Origin of the sequence: Amycolatopsis dongchuanensis (assembly GCF_039542405.1) — a bacterium.
Taxonomy (GTDB): domain Bacteria; phylum Actinomycetota; class Actinomycetes; order Mycobacteriales; family Pseudonocardiaceae; genus Amycolatopsis_E; species Amycolatopsis_E sacchari.
The window spans coordinates 24,897-33,953 of sequence record NZ_BAABIB010000092.1 but is presented as its reverse complement, the minus strand read 5'-3'; the positions used below and the strand labels follow the sequence as shown (position 1 = coordinate 33,953).

10 protein-coding genes are annotated in these 9,057 nt (G+C 70.4%); 4 read left to right on the top strand and 6 right to left on the bottom strand.

Features of this window, described 5'->3' with window-relative positions:
• Positions 1-283 precede the first annotated feature (283 nt).
• Together ABFX51_RS25490 and ABFX51_RS25485 are read right to left on the bottom strand one after the other, a co-directional pair.
• Positions 284-634: a metallopeptidase family protein gene (locus tag ABFX51_RS25490; RefSeq protein ID WP_346055131.1), complete on the bottom strand. Its 351-nt coding sequence runs from the start codon at positions 632-634 to the stop codon at positions 284-286.
• A complete protein-coding gene (locus tag ABFX51_RS25485) occupies positions 634-1,587 on the bottom strand; it encodes a septum formation family protein (protein ID WP_346055130.1) in 954 nt (317 codons plus the stop codon). The genes ABFX51_RS25490 and ABFX51_RS25485 overlap by 1 nt, the downstream gene beginning before the upstream one ends.
• Positions 1,588-1,649: 62 nt before the next feature.
• Here ABFX51_RS25485 and ABFX51_RS25480 point away from each other — a divergent pair, with 62 nt between their 5' ends.
• Genes ABFX51_RS25480 through ABFX51_RS25465 form a run of 4 tightly spaced genes read left to right on the top strand, consistent with a single transcriptional unit; the run spans position 1,650 to position 4,844 of the window.
• The gene (locus tag ABFX51_RS25480; RefSeq protein WP_346055129.1) at positions 1,650-2,270 is read left to right on the top strand and encodes a hypothetical protein; all 621 of its coding nucleotides are present in this window, start codon (positions 1,650-1,652) and stop codon (positions 2,268-2,270) included.
• Positions 2,271-3,437: a glutathionylspermidine synthase family protein gene (locus tag ABFX51_RS25475; protein WP_091509355.1), complete on the top strand. Its 1,167-nt coding sequence runs from the start codon at positions 2,271-2,273 to the stop codon at positions 3,435-3,437.
• 38 nt (positions 3,438-3,475) lie between these two features.
• Positions 3,476-3,928 (top strand): DUF350 domain-containing protein, encoded by a 453-nt coding sequence (locus tag ABFX51_RS25470; protein ID WP_091509354.1) that lies wholly within the window; start codon positions 3,476-3,478, stop codon positions 3,926-3,928.
• Between the two features lie 10 nt (positions 3,929-3,938).
• Positions 3,939-4,844, top strand: a complete 906-nt coding sequence (locus tag ABFX51_RS25465) for a haloalkane dehalogenase (protein ID WP_177228765.1) — start codon at positions 3,939-3,941, stop codon at positions 4,842-4,844.
• Here the strand turns inward: ABFX51_RS25465 and ABFX51_RS25460 are convergent.
• From ABFX51_RS25460 to lhgO, 4 genes are all read right to left on the bottom strand, one after another.
• A complete protein-coding gene (locus ABFX51_RS25460) occupies positions 4,841-5,596 on the bottom strand; it encodes a DUF2382 domain-containing protein (protein WP_091509349.1) in 756 nt (251 codons plus the stop codon). The genes ABFX51_RS25465 and ABFX51_RS25460 overlap by 4 nt on opposite strands.
• Before the next feature lie 98 nt (positions 5,597-5,694).
• On the bottom strand, positions 5,695-6,981 hold the full coding sequence (serS, locus tag ABFX51_RS25455) for a serine--tRNA ligase (protein ID WP_346055128.1): 1,287 nt from the start codon (positions 6,979-6,981) through the stop codon (positions 5,695-5,697).
• 61 nt (positions 6,982-7,042) lie between these two features.
• On the bottom strand, positions 7,043-7,795 hold the full coding sequence (locus tag ABFX51_RS25450; RefSeq protein ID WP_346055127.1) for a maleate cis-trans isomerase family protein: 753 nt from the start codon (positions 7,793-7,795) through the stop codon (positions 7,043-7,045).
• A gap of 77 nt (positions 7,796-7,872) precedes the next feature.
• Entirely contained in the window at positions 7,873-9,054 is a 1,182-nt protein-coding gene (lhgO, locus tag ABFX51_RS25445; protein ID WP_346055126.1) for an L-2-hydroxyglutarate oxidase, read from the bottom strand.
• Positions 9,055-9,057: the final 3 nt, after the last annotated feature.

Genomic DNA, 9,057 nt, shown 5'->3' with positions numbered 1-9,057 from the left:
CGCCTCCAAACGCCTCTGAGCTGCGGAAACTCGCCTAAACTTAGCGGTATTGGCCGGCGGGCAGGCTCCAGGATGATGGACCCCAACGGGATCTCACCTCGGGCAGGTGGTCGAGTTGAGTGATCATCCCGTCGCCTGCGGTTTGTGCATATCACTTTGAGGACCAGCCGCAAGCCTGGCAAGGCAACCGCCGGTCTCGAGAAAGGTTGCGGCTGCTCCTCAAAGTGATCGCCCGGTATCAGGCGACGGGATGATCACCCAACTCTGGGTGGGTCTGGGGGCCTTACCCCCAACCGAGTTCGTGCAGTCTCTCGTCGTCTATGCCGAAGTGGTGTGCGATCTCGTGCACGACCGTGACCAGCACTTCTTCGACGACCTCGTCCTCGGTCTCGCACATCGCCAGTATCGGTTCGCGGTAGATGCTGATGCGGTCCGGGAGCACGCCGCCGTAGTCGCTGGTGCGGGAGGTCAGTGCGACGCCGTGGTAGAGGCCGAGGATGCCTGGCGCCTCCTCGTTCCGCTCCTCGACCAGCACGACGACGTTGTCCATCGCCCTGGCGAACTCCGGCGGGACGGCGTCCAGCGCGTCGGCGACCAGTTCTTCGAAGCGGGCCACGGTCATGTCGACCGGCATCAGCCGCCGCCGGTCGGGCTCGCCGGGGGTGCCGACGCCGGGGGCGCGTCCTGGGCCTGCTGCCGGATGCTGCCGGTCACCGGGGCGAGCCCGCTGTTGTCCGGCAGCTTCGCCCCCACCTTGCAGTTGACCTGCGTCGAACCCGCGTCCCAGCTTTCCTGCTCCCGCAGGTCCCACGTGAGGATCAGCTTCTGCGCGTTCAGATCCACACCGCCCGCGTACCCCTGGACGTCGTGGTTGCACTCGGTGTCCAGCCACTTCGCCTGGTCGTCCTGCGACGGGTAACCACCGGTGAAGTGCGACTTCAGGTCGACCGTCGCGACGATCTCGTACGCGTGCGGCTGCGCGCAGTCGATCGGGTTGCCGACGGTCTTCCCCGCCAGCGCGAGGCACGTGCCCGGCTCCCACACCGGCGCCTGCGACTGGCCCGCCGCGTTGCCCGTGACCGGCTGCAGCGCACCACCCGGCGCCGCCCACTGCAGGACGCACCGCATGTCGCGATCGCCGTCGGCCCACTCGTCGTTGCCGGGGCGCAGCGCGCTCACCGTGAACTTGCCGAACGGGTCGAGCTGCTTGCCGAGGTACTTCTCCGCACCGTCGGCGCACCGCCCCATCGCCAGCTCGCGCCACTCGTCCACGCTCGGGGCCGGCGCACCGGCCGGGTACTTGTCGCCGACGCTCACCACCCCCGTCACCTCGTACAGGTGCGGCTGCGCGCACGGCACGACGCGGATGTCCGACGCGTCGGGCTGGACCCAGTTCAGGCAGGCGCCCGCGTTCGCGTGGAAGGCGGCCTTCGCCTCGGGTGACTCCTCGACCTTCCCGCCGCCGACGACCCCGTCGCCCCACGAGAAGGCGACGCTCAGCGACAGGGCGACGATCGCACCCAGGAACACACCGACCATGACGAGCCGTGTGCGCACCGTGTTCGTTGCCAAGCCGTGTCCGAGCATCGCCCCAATAATGCCCGCGTCCGGCCCGCACGACGACCCTCGGGTGGTTAGTGTGTTGCCTGATGACCGAAGACACCCCGCCGGAGGAGCAGCAACCTCCGGAGCAGGCGCCCCAGCGCGGCTCCATGCGGTTCCAGGACCCGGAGACGACCAAACCGCGCGAACCGTCGCTCGCGGAGCAGCGCGCCCGGCGCAAGGCGCTCGCCGAGGAGAAGGAACGCACCGAGGCGGCGAAGCAGGCGTACAAGGAGGCCCAGCGCAAGGCCGCCACCCGCCGCAAGGTGCTGATCGGCAGCGGCGTCACGGTCGGGCTCGTCGGCGTCGTCGCCGCGTGGTACCTCGTGGGCACGCCCGAGACGGTCAACGCGGTCTGCACGGACGCCAACAACGTAGTGCAGCCCGACGAGTACTGCGACGACAACTACGCCGTCAGCCACGGCGGCTACTACAACGCCGGCACCGGGTTCTGGTTCATCCCCATCCCCGGCGGTGGGGGGTACACCCAGTACCGCTACAACTACGGCGGCACGGGCACGGTCGGGCAGCCGGTCTCCGGCGGCACGTACACCAAGCCGTCCGGCAACCCGACGATCAAGACCAACTCGGGCAAGACCGTGCAGCGCGGCGGGTTCGGCATCAGCGGCAAGAGCAGTGGCGGCAGCGGCAAGTCGGGGGGCTCGTAAGTGCGGAGGGCAACCAGTACCCCTCGCCGGGACTGGCAGCGCATCGTCGAGGAACAGGGCCTGGTGTTCGGCACCCCCGCCCGCTACGGCTCCGGCCAGGACCGGCCGTACTGGGACGAGTCCGTGCACTACGTCCTGGAGATGGACGAGGTGCTGTCGCTGGAGGCCGACGTCGAGTTGCTGCACTCGATGTGCCTCGAGGCCGTCGACCACGTCGTGCTGACGGAGCGGTACCAGCAGTTCGGCATCCCGGAGTGGGTGTGGCCGCACATCGCCGAGTCGTGGAAGCGCCGCGACCCGCACGTCTACGGGCGGTTCGACCTGCGCTACGACGGCGGCGGCCCGGCGAAGCTGCTGGAGTACAACGCCGACACCCCGACGTCGCTGCTCGAAGCGGCCGTCCTGCAGTGGCACTGGAAGACCGAGGTCTTCCCCGACGACGACCAGTGGAACTCCGTCCACGAGAAGCTCGTCGAGCGCTGGCAGGAGGTCCGCGCGCTGCTGCCAGCCAACGAGGTGTACTTCACCTGGTCCACCGCCGACCCCACGGGCGAGGACCACATCACCACGTCCTACCTGCAGGAAACCGCCGCGGAGGCGGGGATCGACACCATCGGCCTCGCGATCGAGGAGATCGGCTGGGACCCGGTGCTCAAGCGGTTCGTCGACCTCGAAGAGGCGCCGATGAACACCGTGGTCAAACTCTACCCGTGGGAATGGGTGGTGGACGAGGAGTTCGGCCGCTACGCCGTCGAGTCGCTGCCGCGCACCCTGTGGGTCGAGCCGCTGTGGAAGATGCTGCTGTCGAACAAGACGCTGCTGGCGATCCTCTGGGAGAACTACCCGGGGCACCCGAACCTGCTGCCCGCCTTCGTCGACGACCCCGGGCTGCTCACCGAGTACGTGCGCAAGCCGAAGCTGGGCCGCGAGGGTGCGAACGTGTCGATCGTGGCGCCCGGGTACGAGACCGAGACGCCCGGCGTCTACGGCGAAGAGGGGTACGTCTACCAGGCCTTCGACCCGCTGCCCGAGTTCGACGGGTTCCGACCCGCGCTGGGCGCGTGGATCGTCGGGGACAGCTCCGCCGGCCTGGGGATCCGGGAGACCGCGGGCCTGGTCACCGACGACGGCGCGGCCTTCGTCCCCCACCGCATTCCGGAATCGTGATAAACACCCCACAACGACACTGACCGACCACCCTGGAGATCTCCATGACCCTCGCGCTGGCCGACACCTTCGGCTCCGACCTCGTCAAGGGGATCGGCGCGATCCTGCTGTACGGCGTCGTCGGCCTGCTGCTGATGCTGGTGGGCTTCTACGCGATCGACTGGACCACGCCGGGCAAGCTGTCCTCGCTCGTGCGCCGGGGTCTGCCGAACGCGGTCATCGTGACCGCCTCCGGGATGCTGTCGATGGCGTTCATCGTGGTGGTCGCCATCTTCAACTCGGCCAGCGACCTCACCGAGGGGCTCATCACCTCGCTCGTCTACGGCCTGCTCGGCATCGTGGTGCAGGTCGCGGCGGTGCGGCTGCTGGAGTGGTCCACGCGGATCAACGTCGGTTCGACCATCGAAAGCGAGCAGTTCGCGCCCGCCAGCGTCGTGGTCGCGGCCGCCCACCTCGCTCTGGGACTCGTCGTGGCGGTCGCCATCTCCTAATGTGGGGGCTGTGCGTCTGCTAAGGACCCCCGAAGACCGGTTCACCGACCTGCCCGACTTCGACTTCCCCACGCTGTACGCCGACATCGACGACCCCGGCGACGGCATCATCCGCATCGCCTACACCGAGGCCGGGCCTCCGGACGGGCCGCCCGTGCTGCTCCTGCACGGCGAGCCCAGCTGGTCGTTCCTGTACCGGAAGGTCCTGCCCGTCCTCGCCGACGCGGGGCTGCGGGCGATCGCACCGGACCTCGTCGGCTTCGGCCGCTCCGACAAACCCGTCGACGTGATCGCCCACAGCTACGCCCGGCACGTGGAGTGGATCCGCGCGTTCGCCTTCGACGCGCTCGACCTGCGTGGCGTCACGGTGGTGGGGCAGGACTGGGGCGGGCTGATCGGGCTGCGCCTCGTCGCCGAGCACCCCGGCCGGTTCGCCCGCGTCGTCGCCGCCAACACCGGGCTGCCCACGGGCGACCAGGACATGCCGCAGGAGTGGCACGCGTTCCGCGCCGCCGTGGCGAAGGCGCCGGTCCTCGACGTGGGGCGGTTCGTGCAGTCGGGCTGCCGCACCGAACTGCCGCCCGAGGTGCGCGCCGCCTACGACGCGCCGTTCCCGAACGAGATGTACAAGGCGGGGCCGCGCGCGATGCCGAACCTCGTGCCGATCCGGCCGGACGACCCGGCGAGCGAAGCCAACCGGCGCGCGTGGCGGGTACTGTCCGAATTGGACATCCCGTTCCTGTGCGCGTTCTCCGACGGTGACCCGATCACCGGTGGGATGGCCCCGGTCCTGCGGCGCGCCATGAGGGGCGCCGCTGGTCTGGACCACCCCACCGTGCCGGGTGCCGGTCACTTCCTCCAGGAGGACGCCGGGCCGGAACTCGGGCGGATCATCGCCGACTTCGTGCGGAGCTAGCGGTTGCGGCGCTTCGGGTCGGCGTCGTCGTCGATCTCGATGCGCTCCTTGCGGACCTCACCGGAGATCGGCTGTTCCTCGGTGACGTTCTCCTTGCGCAGCCGCACCTGCTCCATCGGCACGACGTCCTTCTCCACCCGCGGCCGCTCGGCGTGCAGGGTCATCTCCTGCTCCTCCTCGCCGATCCGGGCTTCGCCGCGCTCGGTGCCGGTCATCGGCTCGCGCTCGACGCGGACCTCCTCGTGCGTCACCGGTACGCGCACCTGCTGCTCCTCGGTGACGGTGTACTTGCGCAGCCGCACCCGGCCGGTCTCGACCTGGTCCTTGCCGACGCGCAGCTGCTCCTCCGAGCGGGTCACCGCCTCACCGGCCTCACCGGTGCGCGTGCGGCCCATGCGGTCGCGCTGCCCGCCGGTCCGGTTCTCCATCGAGGCCCGCGGCGTCGGCAGGTTGTAGTACCGGTACAGCTCGGCGCTCTCCTGCTCGGACAGGTGCTGGTCGGCCTCGCAGCGCGGGGCGTCGGTCACCTGGTCCTTCGACACCTGGACGTGCAGCCCGTCGTTGTCGACCCGCGCGCCGCGCAGCGGCACGAAGCTCTCCTTCTGGCCGAACATCCCGGTCCGGACGGTGACCCATTCCGGTTCCTGGGTTTCGTCGGACAGGTAGACGGTGCCCACCTTGCCGATCTTCTTCCCCTGCGGGTCGACCACGGCGTGCTCGGTCAGTTCCTCAGGACGAAGCATGCTCGTCATGATTTGTTCTCCCCTTCCGATCTTGAACCGTCCACAACAGAGTTGACGGTCGGAAGGGACCCCGAAACTGACACGTTCGGGGTTCACCCACGAGTGCCTCAGGCCGTGGTGCCGTCCGGGTTGATCACGGAGAAACCGGTGTAGGGCACCAGCGCCTCGGGAATCCGGATGGACCCGTCGGCCTGCTGGTTCTGCTCCACGAGCGCGACGAGGGTGCGGCCGACGGGCAGGCCGGAGGCGTTCAACGCCGCCACCGCACCGCGTTTGCCGTCCTTGCCCTTGCCGCGGATGTTCGCGCGGCGGGTCTGGAACACGCCCGTGTCCGACGCGCTGGAGATCTCGCGGTAGGTCTGCTGGCTGGGCAGCCACACCTCGATGTCGAAGGTGATCTGGGCGGAGAAACCGATGTCGCCGGCGGGCAGCTTGATCACCCGGTAGGCGAGCCCCAGCTTCTGCAGCACCTCCTCGGCGTGCGCGAGGATCTCGTCCAGCGCCTCCCGCGACTTCTCCGCGTCGACGAGCTGCACCAGCTCGACCTTGGAGAACTCGTGCTGCCGGATCAGGCCGCGCGTGTCGCGGCCGTACGAACCGGCCTCCGAGCGGAAGCACGGGGTGTGCGCGGTGTAGCGCAGCGGCAGGTCCTCCAGCGTGAGGATCTCGCCCGCGTGCAGGTTGACCAGCGGCACCTCGGCGGTCGGGATGAGGAACAGCTCGCGGTCGGCGACCGACGTGCGGAACAGGTCCTCCTCGAACTTCGGCAGCTGACCGGTGCCGGTCATGGTCTGCCGGGTGACGAGCGCGGGCAGCGAGAACTCCGTGTAGCCCTGCTCGATGTGCACGTCGAGGAAGAACGCGGCGAGCGCGCGCTCCAGCTTCGCGCCGGGACCCTTGAACACGGCGAACCGCGGGCCCGACAGCTTCGTGGCGCGCTGCAGGTCGAGGAACCCGGCGCGCTCGCCGAGGTCGACGTGGTCGAGCGGCTCGAAGTCGAACTCCGGCACGCTGCCCCAGCGGCGGATCTCCTCGGCGTACTCCTCGGTGGCGCCGTCGGGCAGCTCGTCGAGCGGCAGGTTCGGGATCGCGAGCAGGAACTCGTTCAGCTCGGCCTCGACGCTGCGCTGCTCCTCCTCCAGCTCCCCGATGCGCGTCTTCAGCAGCTTCGCCTGCTCACGCAGCCCGGTGATGTCCTCACCGCGGCGCGCGGCGGCCTGTACCTCGGCGGCGGCCTTCTTCGACTGCGCCCGCGCCTGGTCGCCCTCGCTGATGACCTCGGAACGCCGGCTCACCAGCTTGCTCAGCCGGTCGGTGTCGAGCACGTAGCCGCGGCGGCGCAGCTTGGCGGCCGCGTCCACCTCGGGGTCGAGCAGCAGGCGGGGGTCGTGCATGGGTACTCCAGGTACGAGCCGGGATTGTCCCGTCCAGCGTATCCACCCCGACCAGCGGCTTTCAGGCGACCTCGGGCACGCGCAGCGGTGCGGTCAGCGCGCTGGACGCGGCGAGCCGCTCCCCGGCGTCCTCGAGCGCCGCCCACATCGTCACCTGGTTCGCGGTGAGCACCGGGATGCCCAGGCGCTGCTCCAGCGGCGTGACGACGTCGTAGGTGGGCACGTTGGTGCACGAGACGAACAACGCGTCCGCGCCGGTGAGGTCCAGCCCGGAGACGGCGCCGAGCACCGCGGAGTAGGACATCTTCCAGATGTCGCCGAGCAGGCCGAGCCCGAGGCTCGCGGTCGTGGTGATGCCGTACTCGGCCAGGAAGTCGAGCAGCCGCCCGGTCACGTCGTCGACGTACGGGGTGATCACCGCCAGCCGCTGGACACCCAGGCGCGTGCACGCGCGGATCAGCGCGCCGGACGTGGTGACGGCCGCGGGGGCACCCGCGTCGAGCATCCCCCGCACGAGCGCCGCCTCACCCTCGGCGCCGCCGACGAAACTGCCGGAGGTGCAGGCGTAGGCGACCACGAGCGGTTCGGGCACCAGGACGTCCCTGGTCGCGCGACGGACGCCGTGCGGGTCGCCGAGCGCCTCGGCCAGCTGCACCGTGACGGGCTCGGGCAGGTACGGCAGACGCGTCGTGTGCAGGCACACCCGGTCCGGCACCCAGCGCCACAGCTCCCGGTCCAGCGCGAAGTCGAACGGCGCCACCACGCCGACGCCCGTCTGCGCCGGCAGCACGATCTCGAACGGACTGCCCGCCATGCCCCACCTCCACCGAAGACCCCGGTGACGCTAGGGGTGCGGTGCGAAATCCAGCGGCGCCGCGTGTAACCGCGCCGTTAAACCTGGTCCGCGACGTAAGAGGCGATCTCCAGCGCGCTCGTCGCGGCGGGGGACGGGGCGTTGAGCACGTGCACCTGGTCCGGCGCGGTCTCGATGAGGAAGTCGTCGACGAGGGAGCCGTCCGGCCGCAGCGCCTGCGCCCGCACGCCCGAGCCGTGGCGCACGATGTCGTCGGGGCCGACGGCGGGCACGAGCCGCGCGAGGCTCGCGGCGAAACGGCGCTTCGACAGCGAGCGCAGCACCTCGTCCAGCCCGGTCGGGAAGGCGTACTTGCGGGCCAGCCGCCAGGCACCGGGGAAGCGGGCCACGTCGAGCAGGTCGGCGGGCGAGACGTCACGCCACCGGTAACCCTCGCGGCGCAGGGCCAGCACCGCGTTCGGCCCCGCGTGCACACTGCCGTCGAGCATCCGCGTCAGGTGCACGCCGAGGAACGGCAGCGCGGGATCGGGCACGGGGTAGATCAGGCCGCGCACCAGGTGCCGCCGTTCCGGCCGCAGTTCGTAGTACTCGCCCCGGAACGGGACGATCCGGGCGCTGGGGGTGAGCCCGGCCAGGCGCGCGACGCGGTCCGACTGCAGCCCGGCGCAGTTGACCAGCACGTCGGCCCGCAGCACCTCGCTGCCCGTGGCGACCTCGACCCCGCCGGTGCGGCCCGGGCGGATGCCCAGCGCGGGCGTGCCGAGCCGCAGGTCAGCGCCCTTCTCCTCGAGCAGCCGGACGAGTGCCGCACACACGCCGGGGAAGTCGATGATGGCGGTGGACTCCACCCGCAGCGCCCGCACGCAGGACACCTCGGGTTCGTACTCGCGCGCCTCCTCCGGCGAGACGAGCCGCGCGGGCACGCCGTTGGCCTCGGCCCGCTCCGCGAGCACCTGCAGCGCGGGCAGTTCGGACTCCTCGGTGGCGACCACGAGCTTGCCGCACACCTCGACGCCGACCCCGTGCTCCCTCGCGAAGTCCACAATGGACTTGTTGCCCGCCACGGACATCCGCGCCTTCGCGGATCCGGGCTTGTAGTACAGGCCCGCGTGCACCACGTTGGAGTTGTGCCCGGTTTGGTGAGCGGCCCACGTGCGCTCCTTTTCGAGCACCGTCACGGCGGTGCCGCGGCGGGTCAGTTCCCACGCCACGGCAAGGCCGAGGATCCCGCCACCGATCACCACCGCACGCCGCGTCACGGG

Excerpts from the sequence above, each read along its gene's own strand:
- ABFX51_RS25490 (WP_346055131.1), bottom strand. The coding sequence starts at position 634 with ATGCCGGTCGACATGACCGTGGCCCGCTTCGAAGAACTGGTCGCCGAC.
- ABFX51_RS25485 (WP_346055130.1), bottom strand. The coding sequence starts at position 1,587 with ATGCTCGGACACGGCTTGGCAACGAACACGGTGCGCACACGGCTCGTC.
- ABFX51_RS25480 (WP_346055129.1), top strand. The coding sequence starts at position 1,650 with ATGACCGAAGACACCCCGCCGGAGGAGCAGCAACCTCCGGAGCAGGCG.
- ABFX51_RS25460 (WP_091509349.1), bottom strand. The coding sequence starts at position 5,596 with ATGACGAGCATGCTTCGTCCTGAGGAACTGACCGAGCACGCCGTGGTC.
- serS (WP_346055128.1), bottom strand. The coding sequence starts at position 6,981 with ATGCACGACCCCCGCCTGCTGCTCGACCCCGAGGTGGACGCGGCCGCC.
- ABFX51_RS25450 (WP_346055127.1), bottom strand. The coding sequence starts at position 7,795 with ATGGCGGGCAGTCCGTTCGAGATCGTGCTGCCGGCGCAGACGGGCGTC.